Below are 19,894 nucleotides of genomic sequence, written 5' to 3' on the forward strand. Positions count from 1 at the left end.
AGGAAGTGCATGTCCTTTTCCATAGCCGGCAAGACCGCCATCGTGACCGGGGCCGCCAACGGTATCGGCCTCGCCATCGCCCGCCAGTTTGCCTCGGCCGGGGCGAATGTCATGTTCGCCGATATTGATGAAAAAGGGCTGGTTGAGGAACTGGGTGACCTGGGCGAAGAGGGCAAGATCCGGTATTTCGCCGGCGATCTGCGCGAGCGCCTGACCATCGCCAACCTTTTGTCAGCGACGATCGACGCCTTCGAGCAGATCGACATCCTGGTCAATGGTGCACGGCAGGTTGTCACCACCGATCCGCTCGACCCTGACGATGACACCATCCGCACCCTGCTGAACCAGAACCTGTTCCCGGCCTACCGCCTGAGCCAGGCGGTGGCAAAGCGGATGATCAGGCGGGCCGGCGAGAATGGCGAAGGCCCTGCGGGCGCTATCATCAACATTTCCTCAGTGGCGGCCCGGCGCACCCATCCCGACCTGATGGCCTATTCGGTATCGACCGCGGCGCTCGACCAGATGACCCGCTCGCTGGCGGTGGCGCTGGCGCCGCACCGGATCCGGGTGAACGCCATCGCCATTGGTTCGGTGCTGAGTGCTTCCTTGCAGGCGACACTGAAGGACAACCGCGAGTTCCGCCAGGATATCGAGCGGCATACGCCGCTGGGCCGGGTCGCTGCCGCCAACGAGCTGGTTGAAACCGCGCAATACCTGGCCTCGGATGCGTCGGGCTTCATGACCGGGCAGATCCTGACCGTGGATGGCGGCCGCACCCTGCTGGACCCCGTGGCCGCCCCCGCCCATTGAGAAAGATCAGATGTTCGAGACCGAGAAATCCACAGCATCCGCCTGGTTCCGTGACTTGCGCGACCAGATCGTCGCCGCTTTTGAAGGGCTGGAGGACAGTCATGCCGAAGGACCGTTCTCGGACATGCATCCGGGCCGGTTCGAGGTGACGCAGACCACGCGCCAATCCGACGATGGGTCGGATGCCGGCGGCGGGCTGATGAGCGTGATGCGCGGCGGCCGGGTGTTCGAGAAGGTCGGTGTGAACATCTCGACCGTCTACGGCACGCTGGGCGAGCGGGCGCAGGCGGCGATGGCCGCGCGCAAGGGCATTCCGGGAATGAAGGAAGACCCGCGGTTCTGGGCCTCTGGCATCAGCCTGGTGGCGCATATGCAAAACCCGCATGTGCCGGCGGTGCACATGAACACGCGGATGTTCTGGACCCCGCATGCCTGGTGGTTCGGCGGCGGGTCCGACCTGAACCCCTGTATCGAGTATGACGCGGACACCGCGCACTTCCACGCCACGCAGAAGGCGCATCTCGACCCGCACGGGGAGGCGTTGTATCCCCGGCTGAAGGCCTGGGCGGACGAGTATTTCTATATCCCGCATCGCAAACGGGCGCGCGGCGTCGGCGGCATCTTCATGGATGACCTCTGCAGTGGCGACTGGCAGGCGGATTTCGCCCTGACGCAGGATATCGGGCGGGCCTTCCTTCCGGCCTATCTGCCGCTGGTCGAACGGCGCCGGGTGCAGCCGTTCACCGAGGCTGAAAAGGACGTGCAACTGGTCCATCGTGGGCTTTATGCCGAGTACAACTTGGTCTACGACCGGGGCACCAGGTTCGGCCTGGAAACCGGGCACGACGCGAACGCGGTGCTGATGAGCTTGCCGCCGATGGCTAAGTGGGTGTGATCCGGGCAAGCCGTACAAAGGGGGCTCTCCTCGTCACCTGCCGTGACTACCCCGGAGTATTTCGAAAAAGATGAAGGGGCGGGCCGCGTCTTGCGAAGGGGTCCGGATCAGGGCCGGAGCCAGAAATCGTCTTCGAGCCGGTCGTAGCAGTAGTTCTGCGCCATCGAGGCGGTCATGTTGTCGCCGACTTTCTTGACGCTGACCGAAAAGCCCGGCGTGGTATCGGCGCCCGGCGGCGGTTGCAGCGCGAAATGCACGCCCTTTCGGCCCTGGACCGTCACCGATGGGCCGACCGGACGGACAAGGTAAATTCTCTGGGTGGCGCTGGTGCGCAGGACGCGGATGGCGTAGTCGCCCGCGCCACACCAGAAATCCTTGGGTGCCGAGCCGTAGCGGTTGACCACCTCGATCACGCCCTGGCTGACCGGGTAGACCTCGAACCGGTTGAACGCCTGAAACCCGAGCGCCATGCCGGGGGCCAGAAGGCCCGCGCCCAGCAGCGCCAGTACCGTCTTGCGCCGTGTCATGGGAAATCTCCTGTGCGACAATGCATTACCTGTGGCAAGGATAAACGGATTCCGGCCATGAGCCAGAAAAATCCTGCGGCAGGCGAAAGGTCAGGCGCTGCGCCAGCCGGCCTCGCGCAGGGCGGCGCCGTAGCTGGGGGCGGTTTTCATCCGGACCCCCAACCCCTTGTCCAGCAGCAGCCTGTGCATCCGGGGTAAGTTGTAGCAGGGCACATGCATGATCATGTGATGTTCGAGGTGGTAATTCACCCAGTACGGCGCGACCAGCAGGCGGGCGAGCGGCCCGGCATGGGTGGTGCGCACGTTCCGGAACGGGTCCTCGGACTGTTCGGTGGCGCCGTGTTCGGCGATATTGCGGATGCGCAGGACGAACTGGAACCAGGTGAGATAGGGCAGCACCCAGAACGCCAGCCCCCACCACCAGTCGCCGACAAGGCTGATCAGCAGGGCCACGCCGAGAAACACCGGTAACGATTTCCACAGCTGCGGTGCCTTGAAGCTTTGCGCGAAGTCCGAGGCGGCGGCCTTGATCGCCTCGTCATCCCCGGCAAGACGGAACGACATCAGGATCTGGCCCGTCAGTTGCTTGATCCCGGTGCGCCCGGTCAGGTCACGGGCGAATTTACGCTTCATCGAGGCATGAGAGGTGGGGAATTTCGACGACAGGACCAGATCGGGGTCCTTGTCGGTCTGGGTAAAGCGGTGGTGGGTCAGGTGGTAATGGCGATAGGCCGCCAGTTCCGCCAGGATCGGGCGACCACAGAGCCATTCGCCGACCAGATCGTTGAGCCGCCGGTTGCGGAACAGCGCGTTATGCGCCGCCTCGTGCATCAGTATGGCAAGACCCAGTTGGCGCGAGCCGATCACGACAACCGCCAGTGCAAAGGTCAGCGGGTTGGGCCAGAGGCCGAACAATGCCACCGCCAGCGCGATGGTGCCCCAGCAATGCAGGACCAGCCATGCGCCCATGGCGTCGGAGCGTTCCGCCAGCGGGCGAATTTCCTCGGTGCTGAGATAGGCCTTGCCCGGTGTCATGTGTGGTCCTCCCGGACCTATGGTCTCAGGTCGGGGGTGGGTCTGTCAAACGAAGCGCTGCGTCATTCCGCGGTCAGGCCCAATTCGATCAGGACCTGCAACCAGGATTCGTCCGCCTCGACCCAATGCGCCCAAAAGGGAAACCGGAACGCCTGTCGCCAGATTGCCGCCGTCAGGGCCGGATACCTGTCCAGCGTCTGTGCCAGGTCCTGCACGGCCTTGTCCCAGTTCCCCGGTTTCCCGTGACCCCCGGCTGTCGCGATCGATACGAAGTAATCGGCATTTGCAAAACGGCAGGCGGTCTCGCAGGCGGCCAGCGCCTCGGGGGGGCGACGCTCATGTCGCGGAACGTGAAGGAATTGCCAAGCTGGAACCAGAGCCACAGGCTATCGGGTCCTTGGATTTCAGGCAGAGCGCGGTCCGCGCGGCTCGTTCCAGCCAGTCGCAATCGGGCTGTTGCTGAAACAGGCAGGCATGGCAGCGGCCGAAGTGCAGAACCGCGTTGTGGGGGTTCAGCGCCTCGGCCTTGTCCAGCGCGTCGGCTGCATCCTGTTCCCGCACCGCCAAGGCCAGAAGGACGCCAAGCGCGACATGGCTGAGTTCGAGCCGGTCATCGCCGCGCCGGACCGGGCCTTCGACCACTTGGAGCACGCCTGGTTCGGCAGCGATCTGGCGCACGTCCTTGTGGCTGCCCTTGTAGGCAAAGGCCGAGTTGCGGGCGATCACGGTCAGGGCGCGAAAGCGGCTGAGCTCGATGGTCGCCTCCTCGACGATACCATCGACCAGGAATTCCTGATCCGGGGTCCGGGGCCATGTTGTTGAAGGGCAGGATCACCTCGGCGAAGATCCGCCGCAGCCGGGCGACGGTGCCTTCCTTGTCACCCGCCACCAGCCTCGAATAGCCGGTGACATCGGCGGCAACGATAGTGGTCAGGCGGCGGTCCATGCGGGGTTTCCGGACGGGTCAGGCTGCCCTTCCAGTATGCCGGCCCTTGCCGTTGCGGCAAAGCGGAAAGGCTCAGCCGCGCCAGTCGAAGAAGCCCGGTCCCGCCTGTGCCAGCAGGTCGCGCGCCATCTCGGTGCCCAGCGCCGGGCCGTCGGCCACGTCGCAGGTGCGGTCCAGCGCGATCGCCTCGGACCCGTCGGGGCGCAGCACCTCGCCGCGCAGGCGCAGGGTGGTGCCGTCCAGCTCGGCCAAGCCGGCGATGGGGGTTTCGCAGGACCCGTCGAGCGCGGCCAGCAGCGCCCGTTCGGCGGCCAGCCGCTGACCGGTCTCAGCATGGTGGATGGCGGCCAGCATGTCAGCGGCGCGGTTGTCATCTGCGCGCCGCTCGATCCCGATGGCGCCCTGCGCGATGGCGGGCAGCATGTCATCGGGCGAGATCGCGGTGGCGGGCACGTCGGCCATGTTGAGCCGCCGGATGCCTGCCATGGCCAGGAAGGTGCATTCGGCCACGCCCTCGGACAGTTTGCGCAGGCGGGTCTGCACATTGCCCCGGAACTCGACAACCTTGAGATCGGGGCGGCGATTCAAGAGCTGCGCCCGGCGGCGCAGCGACGAGGTGCCGACAACGGCGCCCTGCGGCAGGTCGCGGATTGCCGAATGGCCGGGCGAGATGAAGGCGTCGCGCACATCCTCGCGCGGCAGGAAGGTGTCGAGCACCAGGCCTGCGGGCTGTTCCACCGGCATGTCCTTGGTCGAATGCACCGCGATGTCGATGTCGCCGCGCAGCATCGCCTCTTCGATCTCCTTGGTGAAGAGGCCCTTGTTGCCGATCTCCTTCAAGGGCCGGTCGGCTTCGATCATCGCGCGATTGTCACCGGTGGTGGTGATCACAACGATATCGAACGCATCTTCGGGCAGGTCGAAGGCGGCGCCGAGGCGGCGGCGGGTTTCGAAGGCCTGCGCCAGCGCCAGCGGCGAGCCACGGGTGCCGATCTTCAGCGGCGATGCGGGAGAGGGAAGCGAGATTTTCATGGACGCCAGCTTTAGTCGCGTCACATTGCCCTGACAATGGGGGCTGCGCTTGACAAATTGCCGCCGAACGCCGACCCGTGGCGCAAAGTGAAGGATGAGGGCGGATATGGCCGAGACGAAGAAACTGCTGCGGACACTGGCGGGCGAGGTGCTGGACACCCCGCCGATCTGGATGATGCGGCAGGCCGGACGCTACCTGCCGGAGTACCGCGCCACCCGCGCGCAGGCAGGCGATTTCCTGTCGCTGTGCTATAACCCGGAACTGGCCGCCGAAGTGACGTTGCAGCCGATCCGGCGCTACGGGTTCGACGCGGCGATCCTGTTTGCCGATATCCTGCTGGTGCCGCAGGCGCTGGGGGCCGACCTGTGGTTCGAGACCGGCGAGGGGCCGCGCCTGTCGACCATCGGGGCGCAGGCGGATTTCGACCGGCTGAAGCCGGTGGAAGCGATCCACGAGACGCTGGCGCCGGTCTATGAGACGGTGCGCATCCTGACCCGCGAATTGCCTGCCGAGACGGCGCTCATTGGCTTTGCCGGGGCGCCCTGGACCGTGGCGACCTACATGATCGCCGGGCGCGGTACCCCGGACCAGGGCCCGGCGCATGCGCTGCGCGAAGGCAACCCGGCACTGTTCGACGCGCTGATCGCGCGGCTGACGGCGGCCACCATCGAATACCTGAGCGCGCAGATCGAGGCGGGGGCCGAAGTGGTCAAGATCTTTGACAGCTGGGCCGGGTCGCTGAAGGGCGAGGCGTTCACCAGATACGCGCTGGAACCCTGCCGCGAGATCACCCAGGCGCTGAAGGCCCGGCATCCCGGTATCCCGGTGATCGGCTTTCCGCGCGAGGCGGGTGAGGGCTATGTCGGGTTCGCCAAGGCCACCGGCGTCGATTGTGTGGCTCTCGACAATTCGGTGACGCCGGATTGGGCGGCGGCGCATGTGCAGGTGGATGGCTGCGTGCAGGGCAACCTGGCCTCGTCCCATATGGTGACCGGTGGGCAGGCGCTGGTGGACGAGACCCGGCGCATTGTCGAGGCGTTCTCCAAGGGGCCGCATATCTTCAACCTGGGTCATGGCATCACGCCGGATGCCGACCCCGAGAACGTGCAACTGATGATCGACACGGTGCGTAAGGGGTAAGTGCGGGAGCGAGGGGCGCTGCCCCTCGCGCTCCCCGGAGTATTTCAGACCAGAAAGAAGCGGGTCAGGCTTTGTTGGCCTCTGCCAGTTCGGCCAGGATTTCGGCCGTGTGTTCGCCGCGCGCGGGGCTGCGCTTGGGTAGCCAATCGCGACCTGCGAAGCGCGGGGCGGGGGCGGCCTGAAGCGTGCCGTCGATCTCGGCCCAGGTGTGACGGGCGGCGTTCATCGGGTGATGCTGCGCCTCTTGCGGGCTGAGCACCGGGGCGACGCAGGCATCGGTGCCGAGAAATAGGTCGGCCCAATGGGCGCGCGGCTGGGTCGCGAAGAGCGCGGCGAGGCGGGCGGTGAGCGCGGGCCAGAGTTTCGGGGTGAACTGCTGCTGGAACTCGGGGTCGCCGGTGAGGCCGAGCCGATCGAGGAAGAGCGCGTAGAACTTGGGCTCCAGACATTGCACGGTGATATGGCCGCCATCGGCACAGGTATAGGTGCGGCTCCAATGCGGACCGTCGAGCAGGCTCTGGCCGCGGGTCTCGGACAGACTGCCGGTCTGGCCGAGGCTCATCAGCAGGTTCATCATATGGGCCGAGCCATCATAGATCGCGGCATCGACCACGGTGCCCTGTCCGGTGGCGCGGGCGTTCAGCAGGCCCGCGAGCAGGCCGGTTACGAGGTACATGGCTCCGCCGCCGATATCGCCCACCAGCGTGGCGGGCGTCTGCGGCGCGTCGCCGGGGGCCGAGCCGTACCAGAGCGCGCCCGAGAGCGAGATATAGTTGAGGTCATGCCCGGCGGCATGGGCGAGCGGTCCGTCCTGGCCCCAGCCGGTCATCCGGCCATAGACCAGCGCGGGATTGAGCGCATGACAGTCCTCGGGGCCGAGGCCGAGTTTCTCCATCACGCCGGGGCGGAACCCTTCGATCAGCGCGTCGGCGGTGGCGATCAGGGCGCGGGCGGTGGCGATATCGGCCGCATCCTTGAGATCAAGCGCGATGGAGCGTTTCCCGCGATCCAGAAGCGAGCGTTCCGGCATGCCGGGTGTTACCGCGCCGCCCTTGCGGTGCACGGTGATCACGTCGGCGCCCAGATCCGCCAGCAGCATGGCGGCAAAGGGTCCGGGACCCAGCCCCTCGATCTCGACGATGCGGATGCCGTTCAGCATGATGCTCTCCCTCTTTTCTGCCGCAGGTTTCCGGCCCGGCGCGCCGAATGCAAGCGCGGTGGCGCCGCGTGACGTGGCGTTGCGTTTTGTCCGCGCGCTTTCGCGTGCTCTGCTGGGATGCAATCAGGGAGGAAGACATGTCCGTTGTCGCATATGAAAAGGACGGGCGCATTGCCCGGATCACGCTGAACCGGCCCGAGGTGATGAACGCCATCAATGACGAACTGCCCGGCGCGCTGGCCGCTGCCGTGGCGCGGGCCGACGCGGACCCGGGCGTGCATGTGATGGTGCTGTCGGGGGCGGGGCGCGCGTTTTGCGCCGGTTATGACCTGACCTATTACGCCGAGGGCAACGGGGCGGGCGACGTGACCCAGCCGATGCCCTGGGACCCGATCAAGGATTACCGGTTCATGTGGGCCAATACCCAGCATTTCATGTCGCTCTGGCGTGCGATGAAGCCGGTGGTGTGCAAGGTACACGGGTTTGCGGTGGCGGGTGGGTCGGATATCGCGCTGTGTGCCGATATGACGATCATGGCCGAGGAGGCGCAGATCGGGTACATGCCGACGCGGGTCTGGGGCTGTCCCACCACGGCGATGTGGGTCTATCGGCTGGGGGCCGAACGGGCCAAGCGAATGCTGTTCACCGGCGACAAGATCACTGGGCGTCAGGCGGCGGAAATGGGGCTGGTGCTGGAGGCGGTGCCGGCGGAGTATCTGGACGACCGGGTCGAAGAGTTGGCCGCGCGCATGGCGACGGTGCCGATCAACCAGTTGGCGATGCAGAAACTGGTGATCAACCAGGCCATCGAGCAGACCGGGTTGATGCAGACGCAGCGGCTGGCGACAATCTTCGACGGCATCACCCGGCACAGCCCCGAAGGCATCCATTTCAAGGAACGGGCCGAGGCGATGGGCTGGAAACAGGCGGTGGACGAGCGCGATCAGGGCACCTGGGACTGGACCGCGAACGAGGAAATCCCAAAGCGCAACCGCTAGGTTCGTCGGAGCCGCATCGTCTCGTAGGTGAGGGGTGCGCCGGTGGTGCGGTCGACCACAACCGGGTCAACCTCGCGCCCGTTCGCATGCGAGACAACGCGGATCGGCGGCGGCAGATCGCTGGGCAGGTTGCCGGTGGCCCAATCGACCAGCATCAGCATCACCGGCCCAAAGGCGCGTCCCGCCGAGGTCAGCCGGTATTCATGCCTGAGGGGCCGCTCCTGATAGGGAACGCGGTGCATCAGGCCTAGCGTCTCAAGTTTCTTGAGCCGTTCCGCCAGAAGGTGGCGGGTTATGCCGAGGCGGTCCTGGAACCCGTCGAAACGGCGGGTGCCCAGAAACGCCTCGCGCAGAATGAGCAGCGTCCAACGGTCACCCACGACCGACATGGCGCGGGCGACCGGGCAGGAATCGTGATCAAGATCGCTCCATTTCATGCCCCCAGTCTTAGCATGAAACTTGCGGGTTCCAAATGGGAACTTACTCAGGCATAGTAAGTTCTGTTTTAGAACTCATAAGGGAATCAGGAATGTCTATTGCAGATTCGTCCGGCCCGCTTGACCGGCCCGCCCGTCCCGACCCGTTGGCGATACGATTGACAAGGGTGGCCGCCGGCCTCGCGTCACGCGGGGCTCCGGGGCTCTCGTCGTGGTTTCTGGAGCGCCTGTTCACAACACCGCGCCGGTATTCGGTTCCTGTGCGCGAACGGGATTGGATGGCCGGCGCGCGGACCTATCATTTGGAACTGGCGGGGAACATGCGCATTCCACTCTATCGCTGGGGGAGCGGGCCGACGGTGCTTTTGATCCACGGCATGAGCGGGCGCGGCAGCCAGATGGCGATCCTGGCGGCGCCCCTGGTTGCGGCCGGGTTCAGCGTTGTCGCCTTTGACGCGCCCGGACACGGCGCGGCGCCAGGCAGTCGGTTCTCGTTGCCCGAATATGCGCAGGTCATCATGCAGGTCGCGGGCCATCTCGGCCCCCTGGCCGGAGCCGTGGCGCATTCCGTCGGCGCCGCGGCGGCGACAGTGGCCCTGGGCCAAGGTGCCGAGATCAGCCGCCTCGTCTATTTCGCGCCGCCCGAGGACATGGCGGACCAGTTGTTCCGGCTTGCGGGGTTCCTGGGTTTCTCGACGCGGGTCGCGGGCAGAACGCAACATCGTCTGGAAACGCGGTTGGGGGTTCCGATGGAGGCGCTGCGCGGGCGCGACATCGCGCGGCGCCTGACGAACCCCCTGCTGGTGTTTCATGATCACGGCGATGGCATCGTGCCTTTCCGAGACGGTGCCACCCTGGCGCGCTACTGGCCCGGCGCCCGCCTGATCGCGACCGAGGGCTTGGGACATGCCCGGATCCTGCGCGACCCTGAGGCGCTGGACCGGACGGTCCGCTTTCTGTCCGGGCGGCCGACGGGGCAGGACACAGGCTGCGCGCAAGATGTGGCGGCCTAACCTTGGGCAAGCCGAAAAGCTTGTCATGCCCGGTCCGGGCCAATAGCGTCGTGCCGGATTGTGTCATGCTGTTGGGGAAGCGATGCGCGCCTGGCTACTGATATGTTGTGCGGTTGTCGTCGCGATTTTATGGGCGATCTTTGCGCATCTGCATCCCACCGACCGGATCGTGATGGCCGCCGGGCCCGAAATTGGCGCCTATGCGCAAATCGCCGGGAAATACAAAGAGGTGCTGGCGCGGGACGGCATACATCTGGAGATCGCCTATACCGCCGGTTCTGCCGAAAACGCCCGGCTGATCGCCGAGGGCAAGGTTGACGCCGCGCTTTTGCAGGGTGGCATTGCTGTGCCCAGCGACACGGTCGAGGCGGTCGGCACGATTTTCTATGAACCAGTGGTGTTTCTGATCCGGCGCGATGCGCCGATCCCGCGCAATCCGGCCAACTGGTCCGGGCTGCGGATCGCAAGCGGTATGCCCGGATCCGGGACCGAGGCCGCGTTTCGCGATTTCGAAGCGGCGGTCGGTCTGCGCCACGATGCGAACACCCATATACAGATTCCCTATTCGGAAGCCGCCGGTGCGGTTCTGCGCAACGAGATCGACATCGCCATTTTCGTGGCTCCGGTCGACGCGCCCTATTTGATCGAGGCTTATGGCCACCTGTCGCTGGGGGTGCTGCCGCTGGATCATGTCGAGGCGATCTCGCGCCGGATGGAATATGCCGAAGTGGTGACGGTGCCCGCGGGCGGCATGTCGCTGGCGCCGGTTCTGCCGCCGGTGGCGCGCACGCTGGTCGCGCTGGAGGCCCGGCTGGCGGTGCAGGACGAATTGCACCCGGCACTGGTCAACCGGTTGGCGATGGCCGCGATCGAGCTGCACGGCGGCCGGGGCATCATTACCGATCCGGGTCGGTTCCCCTCGATCGAAGGGACTGGGCTGGCGGTCAACAACACCGCCCGCCAGCTGATCCTGGAAGGGCCATCGACCTGGCATGACTGGTTGCCCTACTGGGTGGCGGCACAGATCAACCGGGTGCTTCTTCTTGTTCTGCCGTTCTTCTTCATCGTGGTGCCGCTGTTGCGGCTGATACCGGCGGCCTATGCCTATGTGATGCGCTGGCGGGTCTGGCGCTATTATCCCGAGATCCGGCGCATCGAGGACGAGCTTTCGAACGATCCCACGCCCGAGGGGCTCTCGGCGATGCGGGCGCGGCTGGCCGAGGTCGAGGAACGGCTGGCGGCCATGCGCCTGCCCACCGCATATCGGCAAAGCCAGTATGACGCGCGCCTGCATCTGGAGCTGGTACAGAAACGGCTGAGCGAGATCAGGGGCGACCGCGTGAACTCGGAAAGCGTTAGTACCGCGCCTTGACTTCGGCCCGGGCAATCACGCGCGCCTTGGTCCGTTCGCGGAAGAACACGAACAGGCCGGCCCCCGCGATCAGCGCCATGCCGGCCCAGACCTCCCAGTCCGGCAGGTCGCTCCAGATCAGCCAGCCCCAGAGAACGGCCAGCGGCAGTCCGATGTATTCGAACGGCGCCACCGTGGCGGCATCGGCCAGCCGGTAGGCCTGGGCGAGGCAATAGCCGATCACCGCCGAGTTCAGCCCCAGTCCGATCAGGTAGAACCAGTCGCCTTCGCTCGGCCAGACCCAGGCGCGCAGCAGGAAGATCAGGCTGGCGTCCGTTACTCCATCGGTATAGCGCCCGTCGCCCGCGACGATGAAGAACAGCGCCGAGACCAGGATGAACATCGCCTGGATATAGACCGCGAGCACCGAGGCGCGGGTTGTCGCGCCCAGCTTGCGCGTCATCAGCTGCAACAGCGCATAGGTCAGCGCCGAGATCACCGGCAGCAGCAGGACAAGACGGCTGACCTCGAGCGACCCTGCCCCCTCCCAAGGGCGCTGCATCAGGATCACGCCGCCGAACCCGACAACCACCGCCCCCATCCGCATCGGTCCCACACGCTCGCCCAGGACCGGGATCGACAGGAGCGTGATGAAGAGCGGCGCGGCAAAGAACAGCGCCGTGGCGTCGGCCAGCGGCATCACCGCGAGCGCCACGAAATAGGTCATGTTGGACACCACCACCAGAAGCCCGCGCAGCAGGTGGAGGAAGGGTTGACGGGTTTTCAGGATCGACAAGCCCCCCTCGGCCTGCACCAGAATCAGCGAGAACAGGATCCCCACGCCCGAGCGGACAAAGACGATCTGATGCAGAGGGTAGTTCCCGGACAGTTGCTTGATCAGCATGTCGTTGACCGAGATCGCCGTCATCCCCGCAAGGATGTACAGGATTCCTGCCGTCCCCATGCCTGTCCTTGCCTCGCTCATCCCGCGGTCTCGCCTGTTTCTGCCAGTAGCCCGCCTCAGGGGTATCACGGGACCGCGGGCGCGCAATTGCGAAATTCGATCACAGGGCATGTTGCCTGCGCGGCGCGGTGCGACTAGGTCTGGAGTAGTGTGACCCGTTCGACAAGGAGACCGCCCGATGCAGATGAGCGACACCCGCGAGATCGCGGCGGAGCCGGCTGCCGTCTACGCTGCGCTGCTTGACCCTGTGGTGTTGCGGGCCTGCGTGCCCGGTGCCCAGGAAGTGACGGGCAACCCCGAGGAAGGCTATACCGCGACCGTCGTGCAGAAGGTCGGGCCGGTCAAGGCGACCTTCAAGGGCGTGGTCACCATGTCGGACATGGTGACGGGCGAGAGCCTCACCATCACGGGCGAGGGCAAGGGGGGGGCCGCAGGGTTCGCCAAGGGCGGCGCTCGCGTGCGCCTTGCGCCTTCCGAAAGCGGCGGCACGCTGCTGAGCTATGATGTCGAGGCGAAGGTGGGCGGCAAGCTCGCGCAGCTGGGCAGCCGGCTGATCGACGGTTTCGCCAGGAAGATGGCCGACCAGTTCTTCGACAGCCTTCAGGCACAATTCGCCCCGCCGGCCGAGGACGAGGCCGCGCCGGAGGAAAAGAAAGGCTGGTTGGGCCGGCTCACCGGCCGCGACTGACGGGACGCGCCAGCGCACGGACCCTTGTAACATTCGGCCTGTTCCTGCCCGCATCCAGCTTGTAGGTTCGCCGCAAGAACGGGGTCAGGCGCATGAACACCATACTTTCGATCCGGGATCTGCGAAAATCCTATGCCGACGGGTTCGAGGCGCTGAAGGGCGTGTCGCTCGATATCCGCGAAGGCGAGATCCTGGCGCTGCTCGGCCCCAACGGGGCGGGCAAGACCACGCTGATCTCGACCGTCTGCGGCATCACCACGCCGACCTCGGGCAGCGTTACCGTGGGCGGCCACGACATCCAGGCCGATTTTCGCGCCGCCCGCCGGATGATCGGGCTGGTGCCGCAAGAGATCGCGCTGGAACCCTTTGAAAAGGTGATGAACACCGTCCGTTTCTCGCGCGGGCTGTTCGGCAAGCGCGCCGATGACGGCCGGATCGAGGAGGTGCTGCGCAAACTGTCGCTCTGGGACAAGCGCCGCAATGCGATCAAGGAACTGTCGGGCGGCATGAAGCGCCGGGTGCTGATCGCCAAGGCGCTGGCGCATGACCCGCGCGTGCTGTTCCTGGACGAACCCACCGCAGGCGTCGACGTGGAACTGCGCAAGGACATGTGGGACATCGTGGCCGAGCTGAAGGCCGCAGGCGTCACCATCATCCTGACCACCCATTACATCGAAGAGGCCGAGGCCATCGCCGACCGGATAGGCGTGATCAACAAGGGCGAGCTCTTGCTGGTCGAGGACAAGGCCAACCTGATGGCGCGCATGGGCAAGAAACACCTGTCGGTGATGCTGTCGCGCCCGATCACGGTCATTCCCCCGGCATTGGCCCGCCACAATCTGGAGCTGAACGGCGCGGGTGACGAACTGCTTTACACCTATGACACCCACGCCGACCGCACCGGCATCACCAAGCTCTTGAACGATGTGGCCGAGGCCGGGCTGGTGCTGCGCGACGTGGCGACCCGGCAATCGAGCCTGGAAGAGATATTCGTCACCCTGGTCAAGGGAGAAACACCATGAACTGGGCCGCCATTGCCGCCATCTACCGGTTCGAGATGGCGCGGTTCTTTCGCACTCTGGCGCAGAGCTTCTTCTCGCCGGTGCTCAGCACCTCGCTCTATTTTGTGGTCTTCGGTACCGCCATCGGCAGCCGTATCCAGGAGATCGAGGGCGTCAGCTATGGCGCCTTCATCGTGCCGGGGCTGGTCATGCTGTCCGTTGTGATGCTGGCGATCTCGAATGCCTCCTTCGGCATCTATTTCCCGAAATTCCTGGGTACGATCTATGAACTGCTCTCGGCGCCGGTGAATTTCATTGAGATCGTAGTGGGTTATGTCGGCGCGGCGGCGACCAAGGCGCTGTTTGTGGGCGTGGTGATCCTGGTGACCGCCAGTTTCTTCGTCGAGCTGCGCATCCAACATCCTTTCGCCATGGCGGCCTTCCTGGTCCTGACCTGTCTGAGTTTCTCGCTGCTGGGCTTCATCATCGGCATCTGGGCCAGCAATTTCGAACAGATGTCGCTGGTGCCGCAGCTGGTGGTGACCCCGCTGATCTTCCTGGGCGGCACGTTCTACAGCATCTCGATGCTGCCGCCGGTCTGGCAGACGGTGACGCTGTTCAATCCCGTGGTCTACCTGATCTCCGGCTTCCGATGGTCGTTCTACGGGCTGGCGGATGTCCCGATCGCGCTCAGCCTCCTGGCCATCGCCGCCTTTACCGGCCTGTGCCTGGCGGTGATCGGCTGGATCTTCCGCACCGGCTGGCGGATCCGCAACTGAACCGCTCCCGCCTGACGCCCGCTGCACCCACTCCCCTCCACCGGATGCGGCCGCCTGCTTCTTTCTGGTCGAAAATACTCTCGCCGAAGGCATCGCGCACGGCGCGATATCCCGCTCAGCCGTCGCGATGCCGTCCGGTGTGGGAAATTTGTGTCCGTGGCGTTTCTGTTCCCGCCTGCGTCTTGTTTGTCGCGCGGTGGCGCTCTACATCGGCTGCCATGACACTCGCCCTGCCTTTTCTGAAAAAGCCGCCGCTGGTGGCCGTGGTCCGCCTGTCCGGCGCTATCGGCATCACCGGGCGCGGGTCGCTCAATGATACCTCGCTGGCCCCCGTGCTGGAGCGCGCCTTTCGCAAGGGCAAGCCGGCCGCCGTCGCGTTGGAGATCAATTCGCCCGGCGGCTCGCCGGTGCAAAGCGCGCTGATCGGCGCGCGCATCCGCCGGCTTGCGGACGAGCTGGACGTGCCGGTCTACGCCTTTGTCGAGGATGTGGCGGCTTCTGGCGGCTACTGGCTGGCCTGCGCCGCCGACGAGATATGGGCTGACGACAGTTCCATCCTTGGTTCGATCGGGGTGATTTCGGCCGGCTTCGGCGCGCATGTGTTCCTTGCGCGGCAAGGGATCGAGCGGCGGGTGCACACGGCCGGCAAGTCGAAGTCGATGCTGGACCCGTTCAGCCCGGAAAAGGACGAGGATATCGCCCGGCTCAAGGGGCTGCTCGGCGATATACACAAGAATTTCATCGACCATGTGAAGACGCGGCGCGGGACACGTCTGGATCTGTCCGAGGACCTCTTTACCGGCGAGATCTGGCTGGGCGCGCGGGCGCGCGACCTGGGACTGATCGACGGCCTGGGCCATCTGAAACCCAGGATGAAGGAACGGTTCGGCGACAAGGTGAGGTTCCGCCGCTACGGGCTGCCCCGGCCGTTCTGGTTGCGCTTCGGCCTGTCTCTGGCCGAGGATGTGCTGGGCGGCATCGAGGAGCGGACCGCATTCGCGCGGTTCGGACTCTGACATGCTGGTAAAGATCGTCACTCTTTTTCTTGTCGCCATCGCGGTGCTTGCCATATTCGGCCGGCTGCGATTCCCCGGTGCAAAACGGCTGAGTTCGGCCAGATGTCCGCGCTGTGGGCGTTACAGGATCGGCAAGGGTCCCTGCGCCTGCGGACATGGAGGCCGGGGATGATGGCGTGGACCCTTTCGGGCCTGGGCCTGCTGATCCTGCTTCTCGCTGGCGATGCGCTGGTGCGCGGCGCGGTGAACCTCAGCCTGCGGCTGGGGGTGCCGGCGCTGATCGTCAGCCTGACGATCGTGGCCTTCGGCACCTCGGCTCCGGAACTGCTGATCTCGATCAAGGCGGTGCAGGAGAATGCGCCCGGCATCGCGCTGGGCAATGTCGTGGGGTCGAACACCGCCAACATCCTGCTGGTTCTTGGCTTGCCTGCGCTGCTGGCGACGATACACACCAGCGAATGCAACACACGGCGGAACTACGTGCTGATGCTGCTGGCGTCGGTCCTGTTCATCGGCCTGGCTTTCTGGGGCACATTCACGGTGATCAGCGGTCTGATCCTGCTGACGGGTCTGGCGCTGATGCTGGCCAACGCGTTCCGCGAGGCCCATGCCCATCGCAAGGGCTGCAATGACTCCAGTACGGATGACCTTCTGGAAGACCTGGAAGAAGCCGATCCCGACATGCCCTGGTGGCGGATCGGCATGTTTCTGGTGCTGGGCCTTGTGGGCCTGCCGATGGGGGCGCATCTGCTGGTCGACAATGCCTCGATCATCGCGCGCACCTATGGGGTCACCGAGACGGTGATCGGCCTGACGCTGGTGGCGGTTGGAACCTCGTTGCCGGAACTGGCGACCACGGTGATGGCCGCGCTGCGCCGCCAGGCCGACGTGGCGCTGGGCAATGTCATCGGGTCGAACATGTTCAATCTGCTGGCGATCATCGGCATTGCAACCCTGTTCGGCCCGATCCCGGTCGATCCCGCCTTTCTGGTGTTCGATCTGTGGGTGATGCTGGCCGCCTCCTTGCTGCTGATCCCCTTCGTGTTCCTCAAGATGGACATCAACCGGTACTGGGGCTCGGCCCTGACGGGGCTGTACCTCTTCTATGTGGTGATCGTTCTGGGTTAGAAGACAGGTAGGACAGCCTATGGCGCGTGCATTGGTTACCGGAGCCGGACAAAGACTGGGCAAGGCGATGGCTCTTTACCTCGCCGGACGCGGGTATGACGTTGCCGTGCACTATGCCACTTCGGGTGGGGCCGCACGGGACGTGGTCGCACAGATCCGGGCAATGGGCCGCACGTCCGAGGCCCTTCAGGCCGACCTGCTGGACGAGGCACAGGTACAGGCGCTCTTGCCGTGCGCGAACCAGGCGCTGGGCGGCCCGATCACCTGCCTTGTGAACAACGCTTCGATCTTTGAATACGACAACCTGTCCAGCGCCACCCGGCAAAGCTGGGACCGGCATATGGAAAGCAACCTGCGTGCGCCTTTCGTGCTGACCCAGGCCATGGCAGCGCAGGGTCTGGAGGCCGCCAGGGACGAGAATGGCGAACCGCTTGCGACAGGTCTCATCGTCAACATGATCGACATGCGTGTGCGCAAGCTGACGCCCGAATTCATGACCTACACGCTGGCCAAGGCGGGTCTCTGGGCATTGACCCGCACCAGCGCCCAGGCGTTGACACCCGCGATCCGGGTCAACGCGATCGGGCCCGGACCGACGCTGAAGGGCCACCGCCAGTCGCACGAGCACTTTGCCGCGCAGCGGGCCAACACCATTTCCGGACGGGGCGCAAATCCGCACGATATCACCGCCGCTTTGGGATATTTCCTCGATGCCCCAGGGGTGACCGGGCAGTTGCTTTGCGTCGATGGAGGGCAGCACCTGGGGTGGAAAACACCCGACGTGCTGGGGGTTGAATAAGTATCGGCTGGTCAAGTTTTGCACCGCGCCGGATTTCGTTTCGAAAGCGTTACAGAATTGTCTTATATTTCATGCACTTGTATACAACCCATTTTTTAATTAATAAAAATCAGAGACTTATGTGGGAGCCTATTTTTTAGGCAAATCGGGAAAAGCCCGAAGTTTCAAGGGAGAATCCCGCCCGTCTGGAACTTATCGGCAGAGTTATCCACAGAAGTCGTGGATTTGTTTCCTCTTGATCCGGCGGTCGGAAGATTGCAGCCAAGGGTGAAGAATCATATCTCGGTACCATGGCTGGCCTGACCCCAAACATTCCCGACGCTCCTGTCACCGGATATGCCTGTATCCAAGGGTATCTGCGCACGCTGAGCGGGGCACCGGGGGTTTACCGGATGCTCGATGCGCAGGCGAGGGTGCTCTACGTGGGCAAGGCCCGCAATCTCAAGGCGCGGGTGTCGAACTATGCCCGGCCGGGCCACAGCCCGAGGATCGAGCGGATGATCCGCGAGACCGCCTCGATGATGTTTCTGACCACCCGCACCGAGACCGAGGCGCTGCTCCTGGAGCAGAATCTGATCAAGCAGCTCAAGCCCAAGTACAACGTGCTGCTCCGCGATGACAAAAGCTTTCCCAACATCCTTGTGGCCAAGGACCATCCGTTTCCGCAGATCAAGAAACACCGGGGCGCGAAGAAGGAAAAAGGTACCTATTTCGGGCCCTTCGCCAGCGCTGGCGCGGTCAACCGCACCCTGAACCAGTTGCAAAAGGCGTTCCTGCTGCGCAACTGCACGGATGCAGTGTTCGAAAGCCGTACCCGGCCCTGCCTGCTCTACCAGATCAAGCGCTGTTCCGGGCCATGTGTCGGGCTGATCTCCGAGGCGGATTATGCCGGCAGCGTCAAGGATGCCGAACGCTTCCTGTCGGGCCGCTCGACCCGTGTGCAGGAGGAGTTGGCCGAACAGATGATGGCGGCGTCAGAGGCGATGGAATTCGAGCGCGCCGCCGCGCTGCGCGACCGGATCCGGGCACTGACGATGGTGCAGGGCAGCCAGGGGATCAACCCGCGCGGCGTTGCCGAGGCGGATGTGGTGGCTTTGCATATGGAAAGCGGTCAAGCCTGCGTTCAGGTGTTCTTCATCCGCGCCAACCAGAACTGGGGCAACCGCGATTTCTACCCCCGCGTAGCCGAGGATGTATCGGCGGCCGAGGTGATGGAGGCGTTCCTGGGCCAGTTCTACGACAACAAGGAACCGCCGCGTCAGCTGATCCTCTCGGACGCGATCGAGAATGCCGACCTGATGACGGAGGCGCTGAGCGAGAAGGCCGGGCGCCGGGTCGAACTGCTGGTGCCCCAGCGCGGAGAAAAGGCCGAGCTGGTCTCGGGCGCGTTGCGCAACGCGCGCGAGTCGCTGGCCCGCCGGATGTCGGAAAGCGCCACCCAGACAAAGCTGTTGCGCGGTCTGGCCGAGGCGTTTGACCTCGACGGTCCGCCACAGCGGATCGAGGTCTATGACAACAGCCATATCCAGGGCACCAATGCCGTGGGCGGAATGATCGTGGCGGGGCCGGACGGGTTCATGAAGAATCAATACCGCAAGTTCAACATCCGCGGCGACGAGCTGACCCCCGGCGACGATTTCGGCATGATGAAAGAGGTGCTGACCCGCCGGTTCACCCGCCTGTTGAAAGAGGACCCCGACCGCGACAAGGGATTGTGGCCCGATCTGCTGCTGATCGATGGCGGGGCAGGGCAGGTCAGCGCCGTGCACGAGATCATGCAGGCGTACGGGGTCGAGGATATTCCGATGGTCGGCGTGGCCAAGGGCATCGACCGCGATCACGGCAAGGAAGAGTTCCACCGCATCGGCCAGCACCCCTTTGCCCTGAAACGCAATGACCCGGTACTCTATTTCATCCAGCGGCTCCGGGACGAGGCGCACCGTTTTGCCATCGGCACCCATCGCGCCAAGCGGGCAAAGGCGGTGGGCGCTACCCCGCTCGACGACGTTCCCGGTGTCGGCGCCGCACGCAAACGCGCGCTGCTGGCGCATTTCGGCAGCGCCAAGGCGGTGAGCCGCGCCAATCTGGCCGACCTGACGGCCGTCGAAGGCGTATCCGAAGGGCTGGCGCAGAAAATCTACGATTTCTTCCACGAAAGCTGACTTGCCTTTCCTC

At 64.9% G+C, this 19,894-nt stretch carries 21 protein-coding genes; 13 read left to right on the forward strand and 8 right to left on the reverse strand.

Going from position 1 to position 19,894, the window contains the following annotated elements; translation table 11 throughout:
* Positions 1-9 precede the first annotated feature (9 nt).
* Positions 10-810 (forward strand): SDR family NAD(P)-dependent oxidoreductase, encoded by an 801-nt coding sequence (locus BLT75_RS18540; RefSeq protein ID WP_093035382.1) that lies wholly within the window; start codon positions 10-12, stop codon positions 808-810.
* 10 nt (positions 811-820) lie between these two features.
* The gene (gene hemF / locus BLT75_RS18545) at positions 821-1,705 is read left to right on the forward strand and encodes an oxygen-dependent coproporphyrinogen oxidase (protein WP_093035709.1); all 885 of its coding nucleotides are present in this window, start codon (positions 821-823) and stop codon (positions 1,703-1,705) included.
* 107 nt (positions 1,706-1,812) lie between these two features.
* Here hemF and BLT75_RS18550 read toward each other — a convergent pair whose 3' ends face one another.
* The 5 genes from BLT75_RS18550 to hemC form a co-directional block, all read right to left on the reverse strand.
* On the reverse strand, positions 1,813-2,232 hold the full coding sequence (locus tag BLT75_RS18550) for a hypothetical protein (protein WP_093035385.1): 420 nt from the start codon (positions 2,230-2,232) through the stop codon (positions 1,813-1,815).
* Between the two features lie 90 nt (positions 2,233-2,322).
* On the reverse strand, positions 2,323-3,267 hold the full coding sequence (locus BLT75_RS18555; RefSeq protein ID WP_093035388.1) for a fatty acid desaturase family protein: 945 nt from the start codon (positions 3,265-3,267) through the stop codon (positions 2,323-2,325).
* 62 nt (positions 3,268-3,329) lie between these two features.
* Complete coding sequence (locus BLT75_RS24455; RefSeq protein WP_176828128.1) at positions 3,330-3,482, reverse strand: hypothetical protein; 153 nt, start codon at positions 3,480-3,482, stop codon at positions 3,330-3,332.
* 121 nt (positions 3,483-3,603) lie between these two features.
* Positions 3,604-3,993, reverse strand: coding sequence for a hypothetical protein (locus BLT75_RS24150; RefSeq protein ID WP_143028601.1), 390 nt, complete (start codon positions 3,991-3,993; stop codon positions 3,604-3,606).
* A gap of 292 nt (positions 3,994-4,285) precedes the next feature.
* Positions 4,286-5,245, reverse strand: coding sequence for a hydroxymethylbilane synthase (gene hemC / locus BLT75_RS18570; RefSeq protein WP_093035397.1), 960 nt, complete (start codon positions 5,243-5,245; stop codon positions 4,286-4,288).
* A 106-nt stretch (positions 5,246-5,351) separates the two neighbouring features.
* On the opposite strand from hemC, the gene hemE reads away from it, so the two are divergent.
* A complete protein-coding gene (hemE, locus tag BLT75_RS18575) occupies positions 5,352-6,386 on the forward strand; it encodes a uroporphyrinogen decarboxylase (RefSeq protein WP_093035712.1) in 1,035 nt (344 codons plus the stop codon).
* 64 nt (positions 6,387-6,450) lie between these two features.
* On the opposite strand, the gene BLT75_RS18580 is transcribed toward hemE, so the two are convergent.
* Complete coding sequence (locus BLT75_RS18580) at positions 6,451-7,545, reverse strand: CaiB/BaiF CoA transferase family protein (protein WP_093035715.1); 1,095 nt, start codon at positions 7,543-7,545, stop codon at positions 6,451-6,453.
* A gap of 137 nt (positions 7,546-7,682) precedes the next feature.
* Here BLT75_RS18580 and BLT75_RS18585 point away from each other — a divergent pair, with 137 nt between their 5' ends.
* Positions 7,683-8,543 carry a crotonase/enoyl-CoA hydratase family protein gene (locus BLT75_RS18585; RefSeq protein ID WP_093035400.1) on the forward strand — a complete coding sequence of 287 codons (861 nt, stop codon included), beginning with the start codon at positions 7,683-7,685 and terminating at the stop codon, positions 8,541-8,543.
* Here BLT75_RS18585 and BLT75_RS18590 read toward each other — a convergent pair.
* On the reverse strand, positions 8,540-8,980 hold the full coding sequence (locus tag BLT75_RS18590; RefSeq protein ID WP_093035402.1) for a winged helix-turn-helix transcriptional regulator: 441 nt from the start codon (positions 8,978-8,980) through the stop codon (positions 8,540-8,542). The genes BLT75_RS18585 and BLT75_RS18590 overlap by 4 nt on opposite strands.
* A gap of 92 nt (positions 8,981-9,072) precedes the next feature.
* Here BLT75_RS18590 and BLT75_RS18595 point away from each other — a divergent pair, with 92 nt between their 5' ends.
* Both BLT75_RS18595 and BLT75_RS18600 read left to right on the forward strand, forming a co-directional pair.
* A complete protein-coding gene (locus tag BLT75_RS18595; RefSeq protein ID WP_176828131.1) occupies positions 9,073-9,993 on the forward strand; it encodes an alpha/beta hydrolase in 921 nt (306 codons plus the stop codon).
* An 82-nt stretch (positions 9,994-10,075) separates the two neighbouring features.
* Positions 10,076-11,365, forward strand: coding sequence for a TAXI family TRAP transporter solute-binding subunit (locus BLT75_RS18600; RefSeq protein ID WP_093035408.1), 1,290 nt, complete (start codon positions 10,076-10,078; stop codon positions 11,363-11,365).
* Here the strand turns inward: BLT75_RS18600 and BLT75_RS18605 are convergent.
* Positions 11,349-12,329: a DMT family transporter gene (locus BLT75_RS18605; protein ID WP_093035411.1), complete on the reverse strand. Its 981-nt coding sequence runs from the start codon at positions 12,327-12,329 to the stop codon at positions 11,349-11,351. The genes BLT75_RS18600 and BLT75_RS18605 overlap by 17 nt on opposite strands.
* Positions 12,330-12,486: 157 nt before the next feature.
* On the opposite strand from BLT75_RS18605, the gene BLT75_RS18610 reads away from it, so the two are divergent.
* The 7 genes from BLT75_RS18610 to uvrC all read left to right on the forward strand — a co-directional run bounded on the left by BLT75_RS18610 (position 12,487) and on the right by uvrC (position 19,881).
* A complete protein-coding gene (locus BLT75_RS18610; protein ID WP_093035414.1) occupies positions 12,487-12,996 on the forward strand; it encodes an SRPBCC family protein in 510 nt (169 codons plus the stop codon).
* Positions 12,997-13,088: 92 nt separating this feature from the next.
* Positions 13,089-14,018 carry an ABC transporter ATP-binding protein gene (locus BLT75_RS18615; RefSeq protein ID WP_093035417.1) on the forward strand — a complete coding sequence of 310 codons (930 nt, stop codon included), beginning with the start codon at positions 13,089-13,091 and terminating at the stop codon, positions 14,016-14,018.
* Positions 14,015-14,776: an ABC transporter permease gene (locus tag BLT75_RS18620; protein WP_093035420.1), complete on the forward strand. Its 762-nt coding sequence runs from the start codon at positions 14,015-14,017 to the stop codon at positions 14,774-14,776. Before BLT75_RS18615 ends, BLT75_RS18620 begins: the two co-directional genes overlap by 4 nt.
* Before the next feature lie 218 nt (positions 14,777-14,994).
* The gene (locus tag BLT75_RS18625) at positions 14,995-15,792 is read left to right on the forward strand and encodes a S49 family peptidase (RefSeq protein WP_093035423.1); all 798 of its coding nucleotides are present in this window, start codon (positions 14,995-14,997) and stop codon (positions 15,790-15,792) included.
* 168 nt (positions 15,793-15,960) lie between these two features.
* Positions 15,961-16,920 (forward strand): calcium/sodium antiporter, encoded by a 960-nt coding sequence (locus tag BLT75_RS18630; RefSeq protein ID WP_093035426.1) that lies wholly within the window; start codon positions 15,961-15,963, stop codon positions 16,918-16,920.
* Positions 16,921-16,939: 19 nt separating this feature from the next.
* Positions 16,940-17,719, forward strand: a complete 780-nt coding sequence (locus BLT75_RS18635; RefSeq protein ID WP_093035429.1) for an SDR family oxidoreductase — start codon at positions 16,940-16,942, stop codon at positions 17,717-17,719.
* Between the two features lie 290 nt (positions 17,720-18,009).
* Entirely contained in the window at positions 18,010-19,881 is a 1,872-nt protein-coding gene (gene uvrC / locus BLT75_RS18640; RefSeq protein WP_093035432.1) for an excinuclease ABC subunit UvrC, read from the forward strand.
* Positions 19,882-19,894 lie beyond the last annotated feature (13 nt).

The organism is Ruegeria marina, from assembly GCF_900101475.1.
In the GTDB taxonomy this organism is placed as follows: Bacteria; Pseudomonadota; Alphaproteobacteria; order Rhodobacterales; family Rhodobacteraceae; genus Ruegeria_B; species Ruegeria_B marina.

Coding starts and splice junctions, on each gene's coding strand:
- BLT75_RS18540 (WP_093035382.1), top strand. CDS start 10: ATGTCCTTTTCCATAGCCGGCAAGACCGCCATCGTGACCGGGGCCGCC.
- hemF (WP_093035709.1), top strand. CDS start 821: ATGTTCGAGACCGAGAAATCCACAGCATCCGCCTGGTTCCGTGACTTG.
- BLT75_RS18550 (WP_093035385.1), bottom strand. CDS start 2,232: ATGACACGGCGCAAGACGGTACTGGCGCTGCTGGGCGCGGGCCTTCTG.
- BLT75_RS18555 (WP_093035388.1), bottom strand. CDS start 3,267: ATGACACCGGGCAAGGCCTATCTCAGCACCGAGGAAATTCGCCCGCTG.
- hemC (WP_093035397.1), bottom strand. CDS start 5,245: ATGAAAATCTCGCTTCCCTCTCCCGCATCGCCGCTGAAGATCGGCACC.
- hemE (WP_093035712.1), top strand. CDS start 5,352: ATGGCCGAGACGAAGAAACTGCTGCGGACACTGGCGGGCGAGGTGCTG.
- BLT75_RS18580 (WP_093035715.1), bottom strand. CDS start 7,545: ATGCTGAACGGCATCCGCATCGTCGAGATCGAGGGGCTGGGTCCCGGA.
- BLT75_RS18585 (WP_093035400.1), top strand. CDS start 7,683: ATGTCCGTTGTCGCATATGAAAAGGACGGGCGCATTGCCCGGATCACG.
- BLT75_RS18590 (WP_093035402.1), bottom strand. CDS start 8,980: ATGAAATGGAGCGATCTTGATCACGATTCCTGCCCGGTCGCCCGCGCC.
- BLT75_RS18595 (WP_176828131.1), top strand. CDS start 9,073: ATGTCTATTGCAGATTCGTCCGGCCCGCTTGACCGGCCCGCCCGTCCC.
- BLT75_RS18600 (WP_093035408.1), top strand. CDS start 10,076: ATGCGCGCCTGGCTACTGATATGTTGTGCGGTTGTCGTCGCGATTTTA.
- BLT75_RS18605 (WP_093035411.1), bottom strand. CDS start 12,329: ATGAGCGAGGCAAGGACAGGCATGGGGACGGCAGGAATCCTGTACATC.
- BLT75_RS18610 (WP_093035414.1), top strand. CDS start 12,487: ATGCAGATGAGCGACACCCGCGAGATCGCGGCGGAGCCGGCTGCCGTC.
- BLT75_RS18615 (WP_093035417.1), top strand. CDS start 13,089: ATGAACACCATACTTTCGATCCGGGATCTGCGAAAATCCTATGCCGAC.
- BLT75_RS18620 (WP_093035420.1), top strand. CDS start 14,015: ATGAACTGGGCCGCCATTGCCGCCATCTACCGGTTCGAGATGGCGCGG.
- BLT75_RS18625 (WP_093035423.1), top strand. CDS start 14,995: ATGACACTCGCCCTGCCTTTTCTGAAAAAGCCGCCGCTGGTGGCCGTG.
- BLT75_RS18630 (WP_093035426.1), top strand. CDS start 15,961: ATGATGGCGTGGACCCTTTCGGGCCTGGGCCTGCTGATCCTGCTTCTC.
- BLT75_RS18635 (WP_093035429.1), top strand. CDS start 16,940: ATGGCGCGTGCATTGGTTACCGGAGCCGGACAAAGACTGGGCAAGGCG.
- uvrC (WP_093035432.1), top strand. CDS start 18,010: ATGGCTGGCCTGACCCCAAACATTCCCGACGCTCCTGTCACCGGATAT.